Origin of the sequence: Nocardioides sp., from assembly GCF_036267815.1 — a bacterium.
In the GTDB taxonomy this organism is placed as follows: domain Bacteria; phylum Actinomycetota; class Actinomycetes; order Propionibacteriales; family Nocardioidaceae; genus Nocardioides.
Genome location: NZ_DATAVI010000008.1, coordinates 1 through 19430 on the forward strand (window position 1 = coordinate 1; position 19430 = coordinate 19430).

The 19430-nt window shown below is 71.5% G+C and carries 20 protein-coding genes; 5 read left to right on the forward strand and 15 right to left on the reverse strand.

Annotated elements, in window-relative coordinates; translation table 11 throughout:
• The 3 genes from VHW64_RS01365 to VHW64_RS01375 form a co-directional block, all read right to left on the reverse strand.
• On the reverse strand, positions 1-894 hold an 894-nt coding region (locus tag VHW64_RS01365; protein WP_329648702.1), incomplete at its 3' end, for a DUF222 domain-containing protein.
• 131 nt (positions 895-1025) lie between these two features.
• On the reverse strand, positions 1026-1877 hold the full coding sequence (locus tag VHW64_RS01370; protein ID WP_329648703.1) for a PHP domain-containing protein: 852 nt from the start codon (positions 1875-1877) through the stop codon (positions 1026-1028).
• 14 nt (positions 1878-1891) lie between these two features.
• The gene (locus tag VHW64_RS01375; protein ID WP_329648704.1) at positions 1892-2686 is read right to left on the reverse strand and encodes an aldo/keto reductase; all 795 of its coding nucleotides are present in this window, start codon (positions 2684-2686) and stop codon (positions 1892-1894) included.
• Positions 2687-2812: 126 nt separating this feature from the next.
• On the opposite strand from VHW64_RS01375, the gene VHW64_RS01380 reads away from it, so the two are divergent.
• Positions 2813-5767 carry a M36 family metallopeptidase gene (locus VHW64_RS01380; RefSeq protein ID WP_329648705.1) on the forward strand — a complete coding sequence of 985 codons (2955 nt, stop codon included), beginning with the start codon at positions 2813-2815 and terminating at the stop codon, positions 5765-5767.
• 24 nt (positions 5768-5791) lie between these two features.
• Here VHW64_RS01380 and VHW64_RS01385 read toward each other — a convergent pair whose 3' ends face one another.
• The 6 genes from VHW64_RS01385 to VHW64_RS01410 form a co-directional block, all read right to left on the reverse strand.
• Positions 5792-6952, reverse strand: coding sequence for an ROK family transcriptional regulator (locus VHW64_RS01385; RefSeq protein ID WP_329648706.1), 1161 nt, complete (start codon positions 6950-6952; stop codon positions 5792-5794).
• Positions 6953-6986: 34 nt separating this feature from the next.
• Positions 6987-8420 (reverse strand): sugar ABC transporter permease, encoded by a 1434-nt coding sequence (locus VHW64_RS01390; RefSeq protein ID WP_329648707.1) that lies wholly within the window; start codon positions 8418-8420, stop codon positions 6987-6989.
• 10 nt (positions 8421-8430) lie between these two features.
• Entirely contained in the window at positions 8431-9210 is a 780-nt protein-coding gene (locus VHW64_RS01395) for an ATP-binding cassette domain-containing protein (protein WP_329648708.1), read from the reverse strand.
• A gap of 87 nt (positions 9211-9297) precedes the next feature.
• Complete coding sequence (locus tag VHW64_RS01400; RefSeq protein WP_329648709.1) at positions 9298-10479, reverse strand: sugar ABC transporter substrate-binding protein; 1182 nt, start codon at positions 10477-10479, stop codon at positions 9298-9300.
• 230 nt (positions 10480-10709) lie between these two features.
• Positions 10710-11102 (reverse strand): VOC family protein, encoded by a 393-nt coding sequence (locus VHW64_RS01405; RefSeq protein WP_329648710.1) that lies wholly within the window; start codon positions 11100-11102, stop codon positions 10710-10712.
• Positions 11103-11148: 46 nt separating this feature from the next.
• A complete protein-coding gene (locus VHW64_RS01410; RefSeq protein ID WP_329648711.1) occupies positions 11149-11391 on the reverse strand; it encodes a response regulator transcription factor in 243 nt (80 codons plus the stop codon).
• 522 nt (positions 11392-11913) lie between these two features.
• Between VHW64_RS01410 and VHW64_RS01415 the strand changes: the two genes are divergently transcribed.
• Entirely contained in the window at positions 11914-12282 is a 369-nt protein-coding gene (locus VHW64_RS01415; RefSeq protein WP_329648712.1) for a hypothetical protein, read from the forward strand.
• A 44-nt stretch (positions 12283-12326) separates the two neighbouring features.
• On the forward strand, positions 12327-12977 hold the full coding sequence (locus VHW64_RS01420; protein WP_329648713.1) for a class I SAM-dependent methyltransferase: 651 nt from the start codon (positions 12327-12329) through the stop codon (positions 12975-12977).
• Here the strand turns inward: VHW64_RS01420 and VHW64_RS01425 are convergent.
• From VHW64_RS01425 to VHW64_RS01450, 6 genes are all read right to left on the reverse strand, one after another.
• The gene (locus VHW64_RS01425; protein ID WP_329648714.1) at positions 12948-14030 is read right to left on the reverse strand and encodes a prenyltransferase; all 1083 of its coding nucleotides are present in this window, start codon (positions 14028-14030) and stop codon (positions 12948-12950) included. The genes VHW64_RS01420 and VHW64_RS01425 overlap by 30 nt on opposite strands.
• Entirely contained in the window at positions 14027-14758 is a 732-nt protein-coding gene (locus VHW64_RS01430) for a class I SAM-dependent methyltransferase (RefSeq protein ID WP_329648715.1), read from the reverse strand. The genes VHW64_RS01425 and VHW64_RS01430 overlap by 4 nt, the downstream gene beginning before the upstream one ends.
• Positions 14745-16016 (reverse strand): glycosyltransferase family 4 protein, encoded by a 1272-nt coding sequence (locus tag VHW64_RS01435; RefSeq protein ID WP_329648716.1) that lies wholly within the window; start codon positions 16014-16016, stop codon positions 14745-14747. Before VHW64_RS01435 ends, VHW64_RS01430 begins: the two co-directional genes overlap by 14 nt.
• Before the next feature lie 113 nt (positions 16017-16129).
• A complete protein-coding gene (locus VHW64_RS01440) occupies positions 16130-17104 on the reverse strand; it encodes an NAD(P)/FAD-dependent oxidoreductase (RefSeq protein ID WP_329648717.1) in 975 nt (324 codons plus the stop codon).
• A gap of 127 nt (positions 17105-17231) precedes the next feature.
• Positions 17232-17732, reverse strand: a complete 501-nt coding sequence (locus VHW64_RS01445) for a hypothetical protein (protein ID WP_329648718.1) — start codon at positions 17730-17732, stop codon at positions 17232-17234.
• Entirely contained in the window at positions 17729-18289 is a 561-nt protein-coding gene (locus VHW64_RS01450) for a hypothetical protein (RefSeq protein ID WP_329648719.1), read from the reverse strand. The genes VHW64_RS01445 and VHW64_RS01450 overlap by 4 nt, the downstream gene beginning before the upstream one ends.
• A gap of 68 nt (positions 18290-18357) precedes the next feature.
• On the opposite strand from VHW64_RS01450, the gene VHW64_RS01455 reads away from it, so the two are divergent.
• A complete protein-coding gene (locus tag VHW64_RS01455; protein WP_329648720.1) occupies positions 18358-19212 on the forward strand; it encodes a serine hydrolase in 855 nt (284 codons plus the stop codon).
• 33 nt (positions 19213-19245) lie between these two features.
• On the forward strand, positions 19246-19383 hold the full coding sequence (locus tag VHW64_RS01460) for a hypothetical protein (RefSeq protein ID WP_329648721.1): 138 nt from the start codon (positions 19246-19248) through the stop codon (positions 19381-19383).
• Positions 19384-19430 lie beyond the last annotated feature (47 nt).

Consider the following 19430-nt stretch of genomic DNA (forward strand, 5'->3'; position numbering starts at 1 on the left):
TGCCACGCCGTGGGCGCCTGAGTCGGCGAGGCTGCCGCACAGGGTGTCGTAGTCGATCATGACCAGCACCTGGGTGGCGCTGCCGCCGTGCTGGGGCAGCCCGTTCTTGGGCAGGTTCTCGAGCAGGGCGCAGAACGCCTCGCCCCGTCTGCGGGGTAGCGGGAGGCGTTCGACCTCGGAGTCGAGGTTGAGGCGTCGGGGGGAGGTGTAGGCGTCGAGGTAGGTCTTGAGCCGGTTGGCGACCGCTTCGGGTAGCCGCGCGTGGAGGTCGGCGCTGCCGTCGCCTCGGGGGCGGAACGAGAGCCTGGTGGCGGCGCGGGCGCGGCGTTCCTCGGCCAGGAGGAGCCGGTGCTCGTGGTCATCGGCCAGATCCGGGGCGATGACCTCCAATATCTTCCGGGCCAGGCGGCGGAGCGGGCGGGGTCCGAACTGGCCGGCCTCGGTGACCAGGTGAGCCTCGGCCTTGGCCACCAGCTCGGGCTCTAGGTCGCCGGGGAGCTGGTCCAGGGCGTGGGTGATGATTCCGGCCTGCTCCCAGCTCACCCGCCCCGCCCGGGTGGCCTCGCGGACCGCGGGCCAGTGATCGCGAAGCCGGGCACCGAGACGTTCGTGCCCGATCAGGTCACGGACCTCGGTCCGGGACTCCGTGGCCAGCCACGTCCCAGCAGAGCGGTCCGCAGCCTCCAGCGCGACGTCCTCGGCGACCGCGAGCACCTCGGCCCGCACCGCGGTGACCCGCGCCGACAGGCGGGTCAGGTCGACCAGCAGCGACTTCTTGTCCTGCGTCGAGCAGTACAGCGGGTCCACCCCCGAGGCAGCCACCTCGTCCAGGGTCGCATGCATCGACGCCACCGCTGCGAGCAGCGGATGCGACGACGTACCCGAGATGGCCATACCAAGATGCCACCAGACGCCACCGACACTCCAAGCCCCAAACAGACCGGAATCCACACGTCACACGAGAAGGAAGCGCCAGAGAATGTGCGAACAGGAGCCGACAGACCAACCAGACCTGGGACCAGCTGCTAGACCCGCACCCAAGGGTCGACCAGGTCGGGTGCGGGCCGGAAGCCGCAGGCCTCCGCCATCGCCGCGGCGTCGGCGAATCCCCGCGCCACGTGTGCCGGCTCGTGGGCGTCGCTGCCGAAGGTCACGGCCTCACCGCCGACGTCGTGCCACCAGCGCAGGATCGTCGCGTCGAGCGGCAGGACCGTGTTGATCTCCAGAGCGCGGCCGGAGCGCGCGGTCGCCCGCAGCGCGGTGCGGAACTCCTCCTCGAAGTCCCGCGGGTCGAACGCCGGGTCGTCGCCCGCCCACGAGCGCACCGGGTAGTCGATGTGGGCCAGGACGGCGAAGGCGTCGCTGGTCTCGACGAGCCGGGTCACCTCCGCCAGGTACTCCCGGAGGATCTGCCCGATCCCGTGCCGCAGCCGGAGGTCGTCAGGCTCGAAGAACCGGTCGCCCTCGGGCAGGCAGTGCAGGGAGCCGAGCACCCGGTCGAAGGTCCCCGCGGCCAGCACCGCAGCCACCGCGTCCGGATGCCGGTGCGGCTCCCCCACCTCGAGCCCGCTGAGCACCCGCAGCCCCGGAAAGAGCTCCCGGCAGCGCTCGACGGACGCGAGATAGCCCTGGACGTCGAACGGCGGCAGGACGACGTGCCCCTCGGCGTCGCAGGAGACCCCGGGTGGCGGGTCACCGGCCAGCTCGAGGAGCTCGGGACTGATCGACCAGACCGTGTGGTCGAGATGCTCGGTGAAGGCGACCGCGGGCACTCCCAGGCGCACCGCCTCCGCGCAGGAGCGCTCCATCGAGCCCGCCTCGGCGTCCCACGACCATTGACTGTGGACGTGGCTGTCCGAGATCGACGGGCCCGGCACGGCCGGCCCGGCGCTCAGCTGCCGCCGAGCGCGTCGAGCGCGCTCACGTCGTCCGCGGTCAGCTCGAAGCCGGCCACGTCGGCGTTCGCCCGGATGCGCTCGGGGCGCACCGACTTCGGGATCACGACGAACCCGTGCTGGAGGTGCCAGCGGACGATCACCTGGGCCGGCGTACGACCGTGCCGCTCGGCGATCTCGCCGATCACCGGGTGGGTCAGCGTCCCGCCCCGCAGTGCGCTGTACCCCTCGAGCACCACCTCACGCGCGCGATGGGCACCGACCACCCCCGCGTCGTAGAGCAGGGGGCTCCACTCGATCTGGTTGACCGCCGGCCGGACGCCGGTGGCCTCGGTGACCTCGTCGAGAAGGGCGGCGTCGAAGTTGCTGACACCGATCTCGCGGGCCAGTCCCGCCTCGTGGGCCTCGACGAACTCGCGCCACAGCTCGGTGTTCGCCGAGCCGTCGCCCGGCCAGTGGATGAGCCAGAGGTCGACGTGGTCGGTGCCCAGCCGGTCGAGGCTCTCGCGCAGGGTCGCGACCCCGGAGCCGGCCCGGTCCGGCGGGCACTTGGTCGTCACGAACACGTCGTCTCGCGAGACGCCGCTCTCGGCCAGGGCACGTCCGACCTCATCCTCGTTGCGGTACACCAGGGCGGTGTCGAGGTGGCGGTACCCCGCTTCGAGGGCGGCGGACGCCGCCTGCACGGCGTCGTCCCCTTTGATCTGCCACGTGCCGAAGCCGAGGAGCGGCATCGTGGTGCCGTTGCGCAGGGTGACCGTGTCCTGGGGGATGCGGGGGGCGTCCGTCATGTGGGCGAGCCTACGGGTGCGCCGCGCCGAGCTGTAACCGGTTCGAGACCCCATGGTCCTTGCTCTGCTCCTGGGGCCACGGAAGAGTGTGCCCGGCCGCATCGGGCGGCTCCGACAGGGGGAAGCATGAGCACGCAGTTCACAGCCCGGCAGCGTCGAGCCGGGCTGGCGGCCGCGACCATCGCCTCGCTGGCCGTCGCCGGCGCGGCCGTCGGTACGTCGTACGCGAGCGGGAGCGGGAGCCCAGCGGCTGCCACGAGCCACCACTCCGTGCGCGCCTCGGGTGCTGGCCCCGCCCGCGACACCTATGTCGATGTCGACGGCAAGGCGAGCCCCGCGGTGACCACACCACGGCGCGCCGACGCCGCCCAGCGCTCGGGCCGGAGCGCCGCCGCGCCGCTGCCCCGCGGTCAGGTGCTCGACACGAGCAGCACCACCGGCACGGTGCGCTTCCTGGGCAACCTCGACGGGTACCTCACGGGCCGCAGCTCGAAGTCCGCCAAGCGCATCGCGCTCGGCTACGTCAGGTCGCACCTGACGACCCTCGGACTGGTCCGGGCCGACCTGAAGACCTTCCACCTGGCCCGCACCTACACCGACATCACCGGCACCCGGCACCTGTTCTTCACCCAGCGGATCAAGGGCAACAGCGCCGCGCGCAACGGCCTGACCGCCTCGGTGACCCGGTCCGGACACCTCCTGGTCCTCGGCGGCATGCCGATCAGCAAGGGTGCCCAGGACACGCTGCCGCCGACCTCGTCGTGGACCATCACCTCGGCCGCGCAGGCGCTCGCCCGCACCCGCGGACCCGAGGCGGCCGGCTCGGACACGAGCGACGACTCCGCGCAGCGCGTCGTCTACGCCACCGACAGCGGACTGCGCCCGGCCTGGGAGACGGTGGTGACGTCCTCGCTGACCCCGGCCACGACGGTGATCGACGCCGTGACCGGCCGGATCCTGCTCCGGACGCCGCTGACGCAGTACGAGAACAGCACCGGACGCGCCTACCGCTTCTTCCCCGGAGCCCATCGGGGCGGCCACCAGGTCAAGGTCGACTTCACCAGGAAGGGATGGCTCGGCGGCCACGCCCGCATCCTGTCGGGCAACAACGCCCACGCCTACTCCGACGTCAACGACAACAACCGGCCGAGCAAGTCCGAAGAGGTCCACGCCCTCCGAGGGCAGTCCTGGGGCTACCGCCTGAAGCCGTTCCACCTGGGCTTCGCCAAGAGCTTCTGCAGCAACCCGTGGCCCTGCTCGTGGAACCCGAGCAAGGCGGGCTCCTGGCGCAGGAACCGCGCCCAGAACGCCACCCAGGTGTTCTTCTTCGTCAACAACTGGCACGACCACCTGAAGAAGGCGCCGATCGGGTTCACCGAGGCCGCCGGCAACTTCCAGCTGGTCGACCACACCAAGCTCGGCAAGCGCGAGGGCAAGGCCGACGACCCGGTGCGCGTCGAGACCGACGACGGGGCCAACACCGGCACCGGCGCCCTGCGGGGACTGCCCGACGCCGACCACATCGACAACGCCAACATGTCGACGCCGCCCGACGGACACCGGCCGCGCATGCAGATGTACCTCCAGCACGAGCCCGGCACGCCGTACCCGAACGGCGACCCGTGGTCGCCGACCAACGTCGGCGACGAGGCCGACACCGTGTACCACGAGTACACCCACGGCCTGTCGAACCGCCTGAACGTCGACGTCCACGGTCGCAGCACCCTGGGGGGCGGCCAGGCCGGCGCGATGGGCGAGGCCTGGAGCGACTGGTACGCCATGGACTACCTCGTCGACCAGCACCTCCAGAAGGACCGGAAGAACAAGGCCGACGTCCGGCTCTTCGTCTACGACGGCGACGGGGTGAGCCTGGACCGCACCGAGCCGATGGACTGCAAGGTGGGCCAGAAGGCCAAGCTGTGCAGCGGCGGCACGACCGGCCACACCGGCGGCTACACCTACGCCGACTACGCCAACGTCGCCGGCGGTGCCGAGGTGCACGCAGACGGCGAGATCTGGGCACAGACGCTCTGGGACCTGCGCGACCGGCTCGGCTCGCACCGGGCGGAGATGCTGGTGACGCGCGCGATGGAGCTCGCGCCGTACAACCCGTCGTTCCTCGACATGCGCAACGCGATCCTGGTCGCCGACAACGCCGTCTACAAGGGCAAGCACCGCACCGCGATCTGGCGGGTCTTCGCCCGCCGCGGCATGGGCTTCAACGCGGGCACCCTCGGCGCCGGTGACACCGAGCCCTCGGCCGGCTTCGCGATGCCACCGGCGAGCCTGACGAACGGCACCATCACCGGCCAGGTCACCGACTTCGACTCCCGCCACCCCGTCAAGGGCGTCAAGGTGTCCTTGAAGTTCCAGGCAGCCGGTCCCACCAACCCGACCACGACCACCGACGCGAACGGCGACTACACGCTCCCGGTCCCGGCCGGGCACTACCGGAAGCTCTCGGCCTCGGGCAAGGGCTACGCCGGCTCGGCCGCGGTCACCGTCACGGCAGGCACCTCGACCACGGCCGACTTCAGCCTGCGCAAGGACTGGGCCGGACCGGGGACGGGCACGACGGTCGACAGCGTCACCGGTCAGCCCTACCCCGGGTGCGGGCCCGATGCCGCGATCGACGGCAGCCAGTCCTCCGGCTGGAGCTCGAACGCCGGTCCCGGCTCGTCGACCGACGGCGGCAAGGGCTTCAAGCCGAAGTCGCTCACCATCAAGCTCGGCACCACGCTCGACGTATCCGCCTTCTCCGTCGACCCGTCGTCGACCTGCGGCGACGACGAGACCGCGTCCGTGCAGGGCTACAAGATCGAGACCTCGCCCGACAAGGCCACCTGGACGACGGTGAGGACCGGGACGTTCACCAAGGCCGACAACGGGATCCTGACCCCGGTCGACCTCTCCGGGACCCAGGGCGGCGTCCAGTACGTCCGGTTCACCATCGAGAACAACCAGACGACCCTGGTCCCCTCCGACTACACCGCGGCGTGCGCGAACGGCGGGGGTCCGAGCGGGTGCCACTACACCGACCTCAGCGAGCTCGAGGTCTACGGGACGCCCACCGGTCCCTGAGCCGGACCCGGGTCTCAGCAGGACTCAGCGGGGGTCGGCGAGGAGGGCGGTGAACGCCACCTCGCCGGCTCCGACCAGCGCCGAGTCGGGGCCAAAGGCCGGCGTCTCCAGGACCACCCCGGGTCCGGCGTCGCCGAAGGTGTAGCGGACGACGGCCTCCTCGACGTCCGGGCGGGCCAGCTCCAGCACATCGCCCAGCGAGCCACCGAGGATGACCCGCTCGGGGTTGAGGGTGTTGAGCAGGTTGGCGATGGTCCGGCCGAGCGTCTCGGCCGCGGCACGGATCGCGCCCAGTGCCGCGACGTCTCCCGCACGGGCGTCGGCGAACAGCGCGGCGACCTTGGAGTCGGTGCGCGGCAGGCGGCGTCCGGCCAGCTCGAGCAGGGCACCCTCGCCCAGGAAGGTCTCGATGCAGCCATGCTTGCCGCAGTGGCACAGAGGGCCGGAGGGGTCCAGGACGTTGTGCCCGATCTCGCCGGCGTGGCCGTCGCGTCCGCGCACCGGGACGCCGTTGATGATGATGCCGGCACCGACACCGATCCGGCCGATCAGGAAGACGACATCGTCGCAGTCGCGGGCGCTGCCTCGCTCGTGCTCGGCGAGCACCGCGAGGTCGGCGTCGTTGCCGACCACGACCGGCGCCTGGGTCGGCAGCTCGGCCTCCAGCATCTCCCCCAGCGGGACGCCCTCCCAGCCGAGGTTGGGGGCCACTCCGATCAGGCCGGTGGAGACGTCGACGGTGCCCGGGACGCTCACCCCGATGCCGCAGACCCGGCCCGGCGAGGCGACCGCCGACCCGAGCCGCCGCATCGCGTCGACGACCAGGCGGACCAGCCCGTCGGGCTTGACCACGCCGTCGGTGGCGATCACCTCTCGGGCCGTGATCGTGCCGCCCAGGGTGATCGCCGCGACCGTCACGTGCGCGACGTCGACGTCGACGCCGACGGCGTAGGGGCCGCAGGCGTGGGGTGCCACGACGTGCGACGGGCGCCCCACGCGCGCGCCGCCGTTCGGGACGACCTCCTCGACCAGTCCGAGCTGGGCCAGGTCACCGACCAGCGCGCCGACCGTCGAGCGGCTCAGGCTCAGCCGCTGGGTGAGCTCGGCTCGGGTCAGCGCCCCGTCGCGATGGACGTGGCTGAGCAGCAGCGAGAGGTTGTGCTGCCTGATGTCGTCGGGACGCACGGCGCCCGCGGTACGTCGTCCACGCACGGTCGTGTCAGGACCTCGCGCCCCGTCGTCGGGACACGGCGTCCACTCCTGCGGCGAGGAGCAGAACGACGCCGGTGATCACCGACTGCCACTGCGGGTCCGCGCCCAGCTTCTGGTTGAGCTGAAGACCGTTCGGGATCATCGCGATCACGATGGCGCCGATGATCGCGTCGCGCGGCCGGCCTCGGCCGCCGAACAGCGAGGTGCCTCCGATGACCGCCGCGGCAACCGAGAACAGCAGCACGTTCCCGGAGCCGAGGTCGAGCGAGGCCGACGACTGGTACGACGACAGCATGATCCCTCCGAGGGCTCCGAACGAGGTGCATAGGCAGAAGGCGGTGACCTTCATGTGCACGACGTCGATGCCGGCACGCCGGGCCGCCTCGGCGTTGCCGCCGGTCGCGTAGAGGTGGCGTCCCCAGGTGGTCTTGGTGAGCAGCAGGGTGCACAGCACCATCAGGACCAGCGCGATGGCCGCGGGCACTGGCAGGCCCCTCTTGGGCACCAGCGAGCTGAAGCCGCGGTTCTGCGTCGCCAGCACGGTGATGATGATCGCGACGACGGCCAGCGCTCCACCGCGCAGCAGCACCAGCTCCATCTTGTCGTGAGCCAGGGACGCTCGGCGGGCTCGCACGGACATCAGGAGCGTGTAGGCGAGGTACCCGCCGACCAACACGACCATGAAGATCCAGGTCCACAGCACCGACAGGTTGCCGTAGGTCAGTTTGTACCAGAGGTTGTAGTTGGAGACCGTGACGGGCTGGCCGTTGAGGGCGAACTGGGTCACACCCTCCCAGGCCAGGAACAGCGCCAGGGTGACCACGAAGCTCGGGATCCCCACCTTGGCGACCAGATATCCGTTCAGGACGCCGATCGCGGCACCGATGCAGATCGCCGCGACCAGCGCCAGGAACAGGTGTTGGGTCAGGTTGGTCACGACGAGGACGAAGCCGACCGCGATGACGACCGCCGCCGTGTACGCCCTGAGCCAGACGGCGAGGCCGATGGCGACGAGCAGGCCGACGACCAGCGTCCAGTACATCGCGTTGGGCAGGGCGCCGCCGCCATGCAGCTTGCCCTGTGACACGGCGACCGCGGCGACGGCCGCGCAGGTGCCGCCGGCGGTGCCGGCCGAGAGGTCGATCTCGCCGAGGAGCAGGACGAACACCAGGCCGAGCCCGATGATCGCGATGTAGGCCCCCTGGCCCGGGATGTTGCCGAGGTTGGACTTGGTCAGGAACCGGCCGCTCAGCTGGCTGAAGATGATGGCGAGCAGGACCAGGCCGAGGACGGACGGGAGGGCGCCGGGGTCACCGGTGCGGAGCCGGCCGACCCAGGCCCGGAAGGCGTCGCGGATGCCGCGCTCGTCGATGTCGAGGCTGAACTGACCGGCTTGCCCGGGGGGCCTCGGCGAGGAGGACTCGGGGGTCGTGGTAGCCATCTCGGCCTCCTCAGATGCTCTCGTCGGCGGTCGTGGTGGCCAGGCCGACCGAGCCGCTGCGGCCGGAGGTGATCAGCTCCACGATCTGGGTCGTGCTCGTGTCCGTCTTCATGACCTCGGCCGCGACCCGGCCCAGGTACAGGGCGACCACACGGTCGGCCACCTCCATCACGTCGTTCATGTTGTGCGAGATCAGCACGACGCCGCGGCCCTGGTCGGCCAGACGGCGTACGAGGTCGAGCACCTGCCGGGTCTGGGCCACGCCGAGCGCGGCCGTCGGCTCGTCGAGGAAGACCACCTTGCTGTTCCACAGGACGGCCTTCGCGATGGCGACGGTCTGGCGCTGGCCACCGGACAGGTTGGCGACCAGCTGCCGCACCGACGAGACGGTGCGGACCGACAGGCTCGAGAGCGTGGCCCGGGCCTGCTTCTCCATCTCGCCGTCGGAGAGGATGGCGCGGGGCTTGGTGATCTCGCGCCCCAGGAACATGTTCTGGGTGATGTCGAGGTTGTCGGCCAGGGCGAGGTCCTGGTACACGAACTCGATGCCGAGGGCGGTCGCGTCGCGAGGGTCGTGCAGGCTCACCGGCTTGCCCTCGAAGAGCACCTCGCCGCTGTCGATGCTGTTGATGCCGGCGAAGCACTTGACCAAGGTCGACTTCCCGGCACCGTTGTCTCCGACGAGCGCGGTGACCTCGCCCGGGTAGACGGCCAGGTCGACGTCGTGGAGGACGTGTACGGGTCCGAAGCTCTTGTTGAGCTTGCGGGCGGACAGGATCGGGTCGGCCATGTCACCCCTCGATAGGTCGAATCGGTGCCGTGGGCGGCCGGGTCGTGCCCGGCCGCCCACGGTCAGCGGAGAAGCCGCGGTCGACTGCTACTTGATGCCGAGGCTGGTGCAGTCGGACTGGACCTTCGCGCAGATCTCGCTCGCGGTCAGGGCGCCTGCCTTGATCACGTCCTGCACGTTGGCCTGCGTGATGACCTGGGCGGGAAGCAGCAGGGCCTGGATCTTGTGGCTCGACGACTTGGGGTCGGCGAAGTCGCTCAGCTGCATGCCGTTGGCGGTCGGGTCCTTGCCCTCGATCAGCGCGATCGCCAGTTGGGCGGCCGCGTTGGCCTCGAGCTTGACGTTCTTGAAGACCGTCATGCTCTGCTGACCACTGATGATGTTGTCCAGACCCTCGGTGCCGGAGTCCTGACCGGTCACGACGACCTTGCCGTTGAGGCCGTTGTTCTTCAGGACGCCGATGACCGCGTTGGCGATGTCGTCGTTGGCCGCGAGCACGCCGTCCACCTGGCCTCCGGCCTGCTGGAGCGCCTGGTTGAACGGACCCGGGGCGTTGGCGACGTCCCAGCCCTTGACGACCTGCTCGCTGACGATCTGCGCCTTGCCGGCGCTCACCAGCGGGTCGAGAACCTCGTGCGCACCCTTGGCGAACAGCACGGCGTTGTTGTCCACGTCGGTGCCGCCGTCCATCATGATGATCTTCGGGTCGGTGACGCCCTGCTGGCTGAGGCAGTCGATCATCGTCTGCGCCTGGAGCTTGCCGACGTCCTCGTTGTCGAAGGAGACGTAGTACGGCGCGGTGCCACCGAGGTTCACGCGGTCGTAGTCGATGACCTTGACGCCTGCCTGGTCGGCAGCCTTCTCGACGCCCGCACCGGAGGCCGGGTCGATCGAGTCGATGATCAGGACCTTGACGCCCTCGTTGATCATCTGCTGGGCGATGGAGGCGAACTTGTTCTTGTCACCCTGGGCGTTCTGGACGTCGGCGGTGATGCCGGCGTCGGTGAGCGCCTTGGTGAGCAGCGGCTTGTCGTACTGCACGTAGCGAGTAGACGACGTGGTGTCGGGCAGGATCACCCCGACCTTGCCGCTGGTCTTGCCCAGGTCGACCGACTGGGGCAGCTGCGCCCCACTGGTCGGCGGGCTGGCCAGCTTGCAGGCCGCCGTGACGTTGCCCCCGCTGCTGCTGGAGCCGCCCGAGGTGGTGGGAGTGCTGCTGCTGTTCGAGCCGCAGGCGGTGAGGCTGAGTGCCGCTGCGACTCCGAGCATGCCGATCGAAGCTGTGGTCCTGCGCATTCGGCTGGGCCCTTCCAGTCCGGCGGTACGACGGGAGCGCCGCCGCACCGGTTTATGTTTCGTGCGCGAACATATAGGTCCGTGGGCCTTCCTGGCTAGAGACCTTCACGAAATCGTCACCTGCACGTCATCGACGGGTGCTACGGCGTGGCTCCCGACTCGGCGCCCTAGCGCAGCAGGGGGCCTGAACGGGGAGCCACACCCTAGGGCTGTGTCGCCGGCGCGGGCCGGTACGGCGTCAGCACGCAGAACTCGTTGCCCTCCGGGTCGGCCAGGACGACCCATCCCCGGTCGCCCTTGCGCAGGTCGTCGACCAGCGTGGCCCCTAGCCCGAGGATCCGGTCGATCTCCTCGTCGCGAGACCGGTCGGTCGGGCGCAGGCACAGGTGCATCCGGTTCTTGACCGTCTTCGGCTCGGGCACCTTCAAGAACAGCAGGAAGCGGTCGTTGGGTCCGGAGAGCCCGCACTCGTCGTCGCCGGCCTTCATGTCCCAGGACTCGTCGACGGTGAAGTCCTCGAGGACCAGCGCCCACCACATGGTCTGGGCGTAGGGGTCGGCTGCGTCGATGCAGAAGTTGGATGCGCGAGAGGCCATGCCCGCAGGGTAGTTGCACTACCCAGTGGAGGCGCGCACCCTCGCGTCAGGCCCAGGCGAGCAACAGCTGTGGTGCTGCCTCGACATGCCTCGGCTGCACGATCCCGAGGTCGTATGCCGCGACGACGGCCTGGGTCCGGTCGCGCAGCTCCATCTTGCGCAGCACCCGGGCCACGTGTGTCTTGACCGTGGCCTGGCTGAGGTACAGCTCGCCGGCGATCTCCCTGTTGCACAGACCCCGAGCGATCAGGGTGAGGACCTCGTGCTCTCGTTCGGTCAGTTGCTCCATGCTCGTCCCCCGTCCAGACCCCGGCCGTGCTGCCGGGCTCGGCCGGGACCGGTGTCCACCACCGATCCCGCGCCGTACCACCCAACCTGCGGACCGGACGGCCCGCGCACCAGGGGCGGGGGTCCCGAGCCGACGGGCCACGCGTCCCCTGTGTCCCTGCGTGCGCAGGACCGTGGAGCGCGACTGTCGGTGGGCTGACAGACGTGGAGCCGGGTGGGCGCGGATCCTGTGGTCACCGCGGACCGCCGCCGACCACGAGGAGGTCGAGATGACCCACACCACCAGCCACTGCCCACTCGCCCGTATCCATCACGGCCTGCCCAGGCTCACGCTGTGGGCTCTGCTCGGGTTGCTCGTCGCCGTGGGAGCCGCGGTGTCGTTCACCTAGCGCGCCGGGCAGCTGCATCTCGTCGTTGTGTCATCGGGGCGACAGACCGCTGGACCGAGACGGATCAGGCTGCTGCACGAGCCACTCCCAGTCACCTGATGGCCGGAAGCCCGGACCAGACCCGAGGATGCGATATGAAGCTTCAGAACATCAACCGCACCGCCGCCGCCGGAGCCGTGGCCGCCCTCCTCGCTGCCGGGGCGGGCGTCGCCGCCATCGGCGCGGGCGCGATCAGCCTCGACGGGGGGACCTCCGGAGCCGCGATCGTGACCAGCACCGGCGGCAACCACACCGTGACCTTCCAGCCCGGGGAGCTGAGGTCGGCGACCAACGACATCACCTACGACCAGGACATCTGCAACTCCGACAACGCGCTGATGGGGTACTCCGCCAGCTGCGCCAAGCTCCTCCAGCACTGCGCCGGGCAGTACGTCAGCGACCCGGGTGTCGTCACCGTCGTCTTCGATCACGTCGGCCGCGTGACCAGCTGCGCGAAGTCGTGACGTCGACCCGCCACCGTGAGCCTGACGCGATAGCGTCATCGACGATGAACAACCCTCGCCTCCTGCTCGCACGGGCGCGCATCACGACCGGATTCATGCCGCACTCCGAGGGACTGGCGCTCCACCGGCTCGCCGGCGAGCGCCTCCCGCACGGACCGGTGCTCGAGGTCGGCAGCTACTGCGGCAAGTCTGCGACGTACCTCGGGGCCGCGGCCCGCGAGGTTGGTGGCGTGGTCTTCACCGTCGACCACCACCGTGGCTCTGAGGAGAACCAGCCCGGGTGGGAGCACCACGACCCGAGGCTGGTCGACAGGAGCACGGGCCGGATCGACACGCTGGGGGCGTTCCGGAGGACCATCGCGGACGCCGGCCTCGAGGACGTGGTCGTTGCCGTGGTCGGAGAGTCCGCCACCGTTGCCACCCACTGGCGGACCCCCCTGTCGCTGCTGTTCGTGGACGGCGGCCACGGCACCGAGCCCGCGCATGCCGACTACACCGGCTGGGCACGCTGGGTGCAGGCCGGCGGCCTGCTCGCCATCCACGACGTGTTCCCCGACCCGGCCGACGGCGGCCGCCCGCCGTACGAGATCTACCTGCGGGCCCTGGCGTCCGGGGCGTTCGAGGACCACGAGGCCATCGGCTCGCTACGCGTGCTGCGTCGTACCTCAGGCTCGGCCGGCGAGGGCGTCGGCTGACGCACAGCCGCACCCGAGCGCCAGCGGCTCGGGGTCGGGCACCAGCCCGGTGCCGCGAAACACGCCGCCGCCCAGGGTCACCGCGGCCAGGGCGTCGTGGGCTAGCAGCACGGCCGCGGTGGTGAACGTCGTGTGCTCGGCGGGCCAGGGCACGCCGTCGGTGTAGACGTACCCGGTCCAGTAGGAGCCGTCGGGCTGCCGCAGTCGGCGGGCGGCGGCGAAGACCGCGCGGGCGCGCTCCCGGTCTCCCACGGCGTCCAGGGCGAGGGCGAGCTCGCAGGTCTCCGCTCCGGTGACCCACGGATGGGAGTCGACACAGCGCGCGCCGAGCCCCGGGACGACGAAGGACTCCCAGCGGGCCTCGAGGAGCCGGCGTCCGGCCTCGCCGCGGACCGCGCCACCCAGGACCGGGTAGTACCAGTCCATGGAGAAGGTCGACTTGTCGAGGAACAGCTCGCGGTGGTGCCGCAGGGCGTGCCCGAGCCGACCGGCCGTCAGCTCCCACTCGGGCTGCGAGTCGCCGAGGAGCTCGGCGAGACTCAGCCCCGCCCGCAGCGCTTGATGGGTGCTGGCGGAGCCCGCCAGCAGCGCCTCCTGGTTGGTCCGCGCGGGTCCGTCGTCGTCCCACTCCTGCGACCAGGCGATGCCCCCGAACGGGAGCTGGAGCCGACAGACCAGGTCGAGCGCCCGGCGTACGGCCGGCCAGTGGGCCACCACGAACCCGAGGTCGTGCCGCACCAGCCAGTGGTGCCAGACCCCGACCGCGACGTACGCCGCCATGTTGGTCTCGCCGCTGGCGTCCTCGACGCTCCCCCGCACCACCTTGCGCGGCCAGGACCCGTCGTGGCGCTGCGTCTCGCGCACCCAGGCCCAGGCCCGCTCGGCCTCGGCCATGCGCCCGGCGACCAGGAGCGCCATGGTCGCCTCGACGTGGTTCCACACGTCGGTGTGGCCGCCGACCGACCACGGGATGGCGCCGTCGGGCTCCTGGGCGGCCGCGATCGCCCAGCCCGACGCGGCCACCTCGGCCACGGTGAGCAGCTCAGGACTCATCCGGCCCTACCCGCTGCCTCGGGCTTGTGGAGGTAGACCACCAGGCTCTTGCCGAGCACCGGGTCGAGGGCCCGCTCGGTCCAACGGGTGAGCCGTGGCCGGCGCATGATGTCCCAGACCAGGAGGCGGTGGTAGGCCGCCACCAGCCGGTGGTCGTCGTCGTTCACACCGACCACGCACTTGAGCCACCAGTACGGCGCGTGCAACGCGTGGGCGTAGTGCCGGCCGTCGTAGACCAGGCCCGCACCCTCGGCCTTGCTCACCAGCTCGGCATCGCTGTAGATGCGGATATGACCGCCCGGGACGTCGTGGTACTCCCGGGAGAGCTTCCAGCAGACCAGCTCGGGGAACCACCGCGGCACGGTCAGCGCGACGGTGCCACCGGGTCGGAGCACCCGGACCAGCTCGGCGAGCAGCGCGAGGTCGGCGGGGACGTGCTCGAGGATCTCGGCAGCGACGATCCGGTCGAACTCCCCGTCGGCGAACGGGAGCGCCAGGGCGTCGCCCTCCTTGACGTCGGCCTCGGCACCGACGGGGACCTCGCCGGCCTGCCGCATCGCGGCGAACATCTCGCGGACCCCGGACAGCTCGTCGGGGTCCTGGTCGAAGGCGATCACGTCGGCGCCCCGGCGGTACATCTCGAAGGCGTGGCGGCCGGCCCCGCAGCCGAGGTCCAGCGCCCGCTCCCCGGGCTGGAGCCCGAGCCGGTCGAAGTCAACGGTGAGCACGCCGGCTCCCCTTCCCGCCGCGGGCGTCGAAGCCGGAGATCGCCTCGTCGTACGCCGCGCCGGTCGCTGCCGCGGCCGCACGCCAGCTGAACCGCTCCTCGACGCGGCGGCGGCCGGCCGCGCCGTACCTCCGGCGACGCTCGGGATCGTCCAGCAGCCGGCCGAGGGCGGCCCCGAGCTCCCCCACGTCGCCGGGCGTCACCAGGTCGGCGCACAGGCCGTCGGGGCCCACGACCTCGGGGATGGCGCCCGCGCGCGAGACCACCAGGGGCGTGGCCGTCGCCATCAGCTCGGCCGTCGGCAGGGAGAAGCCCTCGTAGAGGCTCGGCACGCAGGCCACCTCCGCCGAGCCCATCAGCTCGACCAGCTCGGTGTCGCTGATGCCACTGACGAAGCGGACGTGGTCGCGGATCGCCAAGGCGTCGAGCAGCTGGTCGGTGCGGCCCCCGGGCACCGGCCTGGTGACCAGCACGAGCTCGAGCTCGGGACGCTCGGTGCGGAGCTTGGAGAAGGCCTCCAGGAGCGTGGCGATCCCCTTCATGGGCGCATCCGCGCTGGCCATGGCCAGGATCCGCCCCGGCACGCGGGGGGCCGTCGGCGGGACGAAGCCGTCGTCGACCCCCAGCAGCACCACCCGGACGCGCTCGGGATCGACCCCGAACTCGCGGACGACGTCGGCCCGCGAGGACTCCGACGGGACCAGCACCATCCGCATCCCCCGGGCGACCCGGGCCTGCATCCGGACGAAGCCGTACCACCGGCGCACCGACAGCCGGCGCTGCCAGGTCCGCGCCATCGCCAGGTCGACGCGCCGGTCGACGCTGATCGGGTGGTGCACCGTGGCGACCAGCGGCAGCCCGGTCACCGCCTCGACGCAGAGGAGCGCGGCACCCAGCGACTGGTTGTCGTGGACGACGTCGAACTCGCCGGCGCGCTCGCGCAGGAGGCGCAGCACGCGGCGGCTGAAGGTGCGCGGCTCGGGGAACCCCGCGGTCCACATCGTCGCCACCTCGGCAACGTCGACGAGGTCGCGGTACTCGTGCCGAGCCGGCGTGCGGAACGGGTCGGGCTCGCGGTAGAGGTCCAGGCTGGGCACCCTGGTGAGCCGTACGCCGTCGTCCAGCTCGGGGTAGGGCTGGCCGGAGAAGACCTCGACGTCGTGGCCCAGCCGGACCAGCTCACGGCTCAGGTGCCGCACGTAGACGCCCTGGCCCCCGCAGTGTGCCTTGCTGCGGTAGGACAGCATCGCGACCCGCACGCCGACCACCTTTCCCGGACGTGGCCCACCCGCGGGACGACGGGAGAGCGATGAAGTGCTGCCAACCAGGACGACGACCCTATCCGGGCCGCCGAGCCGACCAGGCGGGCCCTTCAGCTGGCCTCGCTGGAGTGACCCGGGAAGACGTGCGCACTCGGGTCGATGACCACCGCCGCGTTGTTCACCGCCGTCGCCGCCTCGCCGAAGCCGACGGCGATCAGGCGGACCTTGCCGGGGTACTCGGTGATGTCGCCGGCGGCGAAGACCCGAGGCAGGCTGGTGCGCATCGACCCGTCGACCACGACGTGCCGCTTCGAGACCTCGATCCCCCACTGCTGGAGCGGCCCGAGATCGGCCACGAAGCCGAGCGCCGCGACGACGGCCTGCGCGGGACGGCGTACGGGCGCCTCGCCGTCGACGGTGATCTCCACCTCGGACACGGTCGGGTCACCGAACAGACCGGTGACCTGCGCCTTGGTGATGATCTCCGCGCTGGAGTCGCGGACCGCCTGGACGGTGCGCTCGTGCGCGCGGAACGCGTCGCGTCGGTGCACGAGCGTGATCGAGCGTGCGATCGGCTCGAGGTTGACCACCCAGTCGAACGCCGAGTCTCCGCCGCCCACGATCACGATGTCCTTGCCGGCGTACGGCGCGAAGCTGGGCACGAAGAACTCCATGCCGCGGCCGAGCCAGCCGTCGCCGGCCGGCAGCGGACGCGGGCTGAACTTGCCGATCCCGGCGGTGATGATCATCGCCTTGGCGGTCACGGTGGTGCCGTCGTCCAGGACGATCGTCACGTCGTCGTCGGTCGTGGTGAGCGTGGTGGCCGTGCGGTCGAGCACGTAGTCCGGGGCCGCGGTGTTCGCCTGCTCGACGAGCCCGTCGACGAGATCTCGGCCCTTGATCGCGGGGAACCCGGCGACGTCCAGGATCAGCTTCTCGGGATACATGGCCGTCACCTGGCCCCCGAGCTCGGGCAGCGAGTCGATGACGGCGACGCGGAGTCCGCGGAACCCGGCGTAGTAGGCGGCGAAGAGTCCGGCGGGGCCGGCCCCGATGATCGCGAGGTCGGTGTCGAGGTGTGCCACGCGGCTAGCCTGCCGCAACCCGCCCCTCTTCCGACAGGCCGTCCTAGCCGCCGGACCTCCCGATAGTACGGATCACCACGCTGGTAAGCGCACGTCAGAGACCAGCACGGTGATCCGTACTATCCCTTCAGCGGGTCTGGACGTTGGCGACCAGCCAGCCGCTCTCGGTGTGGACCATCGTGACCAGTGCCCGCCGGGCGGCGTACGACGGCGGGCCGTCGCCGCTGGTGGTGCGCTGGTCGAGGAACAGCAGCGCCTGCACCTGGGCGGGCGTCGCCCGGACGACCCCGGACGCAGCGACGCGGGTGACGGTGGTGGTGTGCGCGGCGACGACCCGGGCGCGGACCGGACCGGCGGTCGAGCGGTAGCGCGCGGCCATGGCGCCGGTCATCAGCGGGGTGACCTGCCCGAGATGGGTGTCGTAGCGGCGCCACGAGGTCGAGAAGATCGCCGCCGCGTCGGTCGCCGCGGTGGCGACCGCGGTCCGGGCGTCGATGTCGCCCACGACCACCGGCCGCGAAGGACTCGGGACCGGCGACGCGGCCCCCCACAGGTACCACGCCTCGGAGCCGAGCGCGGCCACCAGGACCAGCACCCCAGCGCCCAGCACGACGGAGAGCCGCCTCACCGCCCCTCCCCCACGAAGCCGACGTCGGAGGTGAGCCACCGACCGTCCACGCGCACCAGGCTCACCTGGAACCGGAAGGCGCGGGGGCGTCCCACGCCGTGGGTACGGCGGTTGGACACCGTCCCGGTCGTCGCGACGATCACGGTGGCCCGGGTCGGGCTGATGTCGCTGACACCGGACCAGACCACCTGGCCGCTCATCACCGAGCGGCTGTGGCGGAGCACCCGGATCACCTGCGGAGCCGACCTGCCGTAGTGCTCGCGGAACTCGCCGGTCGCGCCGGTCGCGACGGCGTCGACAGACGAGGCCGCCCGGTCGTAGCGGAGGTTGACGAACGCCGTCACCTCGGCGTCGGCGGCGGCCAGCGCGGCGCCGTACCGCTCCTGCCGGGTCGCGGCCTGGGCGCGGTCGCCGTGCGCCCGCCAGCTCAGCGCGCCGCCGAGCACAGCCGCCAGCGCGAGGACGACGACGAGCATCGTCAACCAGCGGTTCGTCAGGCTCACGGACACGGTCTTGGCCCCCTCCCAGGCTCGGCCGGTGTCACGCGTCGTGCGCATCGTAAGCCGCCTGGGACCGGCCGGCGGCCGGAACGCGCGCCCGTGCGGCACTTTCCTACGATGTCCCCGTGAGCCCATCTCCTCCCGACACGTCCTCTCCCTCCCCCGCCCTCGCCGCCGCCGTCTCGTCGCTGCGTGGCGACTCAGGCACCGTGTCCGTCGTAGCGCGGGTCTCCGGCGACGGCGAGCCGCGCGTCAGCGTCGAGCCCGAAGCCCGGCACTACTCCGCGAGCATCATGAAGCTGCCGATCCTGGTGGCCGCCCTCCGTCTCTCCGAGCGCGGGCAGCTCGACCTCGACCGGGCGGTTCCGGTCCACGACGAGTTCGACTCGCAGGTGCCCGGGCAGCGCTTCACCATGGACGAGTCCGAGGACTCCGACCCCGCGACCTGGGCGGCCCTGGGCACCGAGGTCCCGCTCGGCGAGCTCGTCCACCGGATGGTGACGGTCTCGGGCAACCTCGCCACCAACGTCGTGCTCGACCAGGTCGGCACCGGCGAGGTCGCGGCGGTTCTCGCCGATGCCGGCTGCTCGCCACGCACGACGATCGTTCGCGGGATCGAGGACTACCACGCGCGCGACGCCGGCATCGACAACCTGATCACGGCCGACGACATGGCCCGGCTCCTCCTCGCGCTCGCCGAGGGCCGCCTGGCGGGGCCCCACGCCACGGCCGGGTGCGAGCGCATCCTCCAGGCCCAGGAGTACCGCAGCGGGATCCCCGCCGGGCTCCCGGCCGGGTTGCTCATCGGCAACAAGACCGGGTGGGTGACCGCGGTGAACCACGACGTCGCGCTGGTGCGGGCGCCGGGGCTGCCGCCGGTCGCGCTCGCCGTCCTGGTCTCGGCGCCCGGCACCGAGGAGGAGCGGGAGGCGGGGATCGCCCGCGTCGCTGCCGCGGCCTGGGCCGAGCTCACCGCCTGAGGCCGTGCTGACGACGCGTCCTACGATGTGCCGGTGACCACCGGCAGCGAGGGAAGCGTGTGGAGCCGCTTCGAGCACGACCCGCGCGTTCCGGCGTACCACGGGCTGCGGGCCTCCGACCGCGGCGAGCTGTCCGAGCGCGCCGAGCAGGCGGAGCCCGACGAGGCCTGACCTGGCCGGATGGCTCGCCACGGTGCCAGCGCACCTGCGCATCCCCA

What these genes read in the sequence shown, in the direction of transcription:
- VHW64_RS01375 (WP_329648704.1), bottom strand. Translation starts at nt 2,686, where the DNA reads ATGACGGACGCCCCCCGCATCCCCCAGGACACGGTCACCCTGCGCAAC.
- VHW64_RS01380 (WP_329648705.1), top strand. Translation starts at nt 2,813, where the DNA reads ATGAGCACGCAGTTCACAGCCCGGCAGCGTCGAGCCGGGCTGGCGGCC.
- VHW64_RS01390 (WP_329648707.1), bottom strand. Translation starts at nt 8,420, where the DNA reads ATGGCTACCACGACCCCCGAGTCCTCCTCGCCGAGGCCCCCCGGGCAA.
- VHW64_RS01395 (WP_329648708.1), bottom strand. Translation starts at nt 9,210, where the DNA reads ATGGCCGACCCGATCCTGTCCGCCCGCAAGCTCAACAAGAGCTTCGGA.
- VHW64_RS01400 (WP_329648709.1), bottom strand. Translation starts at nt 10,479, where the DNA reads ATGCTCGGAGTCGCAGCGGCACTCAGCCTCACCGCCTGCGGCTCGAAC.
- VHW64_RS01405 (WP_329648710.1), bottom strand. Translation starts at nt 11,102, where the DNA reads ATGGCCTCTCGCGCATCCAACTTCTGCATCGACGCAGCCGACCCCTAC.
- VHW64_RS01410 (WP_329648711.1), bottom strand. Translation starts at nt 11,391, where the DNA reads ATGGAGCAACTGACCGAACGAGAGCACGAGGTCCTCACCCTGATCGCT.
- VHW64_RS01415 (WP_329648712.1), top strand. Translation starts at nt 11,914, where the DNA reads ATGAAGCTTCAGAACATCAACCGCACCGCCGCCGCCGGAGCCGTGGCC.
- VHW64_RS01420 (WP_329648713.1), top strand. Translation starts at nt 12,327, where the DNA reads ATGAACAACCCTCGCCTCCTGCTCGCACGGGCGCGCATCACGACCGGA.
- VHW64_RS01425 (WP_329648714.1), bottom strand. Translation starts at nt 14,030, where the DNA reads ATGAGTCCTGAGCTGCTCACCGTGGCCGAGGTGGCCGCGTCGGGCTGG.
- VHW64_RS01450 (WP_329648719.1), bottom strand. Translation starts at nt 18,289, where the DNA reads ATGCGCACGACGCGTGACACCGGCCGAGCCTGGGAGGGGGCCAAGACC.